Below are 255 nucleotides of genomic sequence, written 5' to 3'. Positions count from 1 at the left end.
AACTCAAGGCGTACAAGACGAAGCTCAAGGCGCTGCGTGGTCTGCCCGCGAACCTGAAGGCCGCGCTGGAATGGATTCCCGCTTCCGCTCATCCCATGGACGTCATGCGTACCGGCGTCTCCGTGCTTGGCACCTTGTTGCCCGAGAAGGACGATCACAACGTCGCGGGCGCGAAGGATATCGCCGACCGCCTGATGGCATCGCTGGGATCGATTCTGCTGTACTGGTATCACTATTCGCATAACGGCCGGCGCA

At 60.8% G+C, this 255-nt stretch carries 1 protein-coding gene; it reads left to right on the top strand.

Annotated features, from left to right (window positions below; genetic code table 11):
* Positions 1 to 255 (top strand): citrate/2-methylcitrate synthase (locus ACRXB1_RS37770; protein ID WP_449494982.1); only part of this gene is annotated, 255 nt, incomplete at both ends.

Source organism: Caballeronia sp. M23-90, assembly GCF_053574605.1.
The sequence above is the reverse complement of the archived record's forward strand: the minus strand, read 5'-3'. Positions and strand labels throughout refer to the sequence as shown.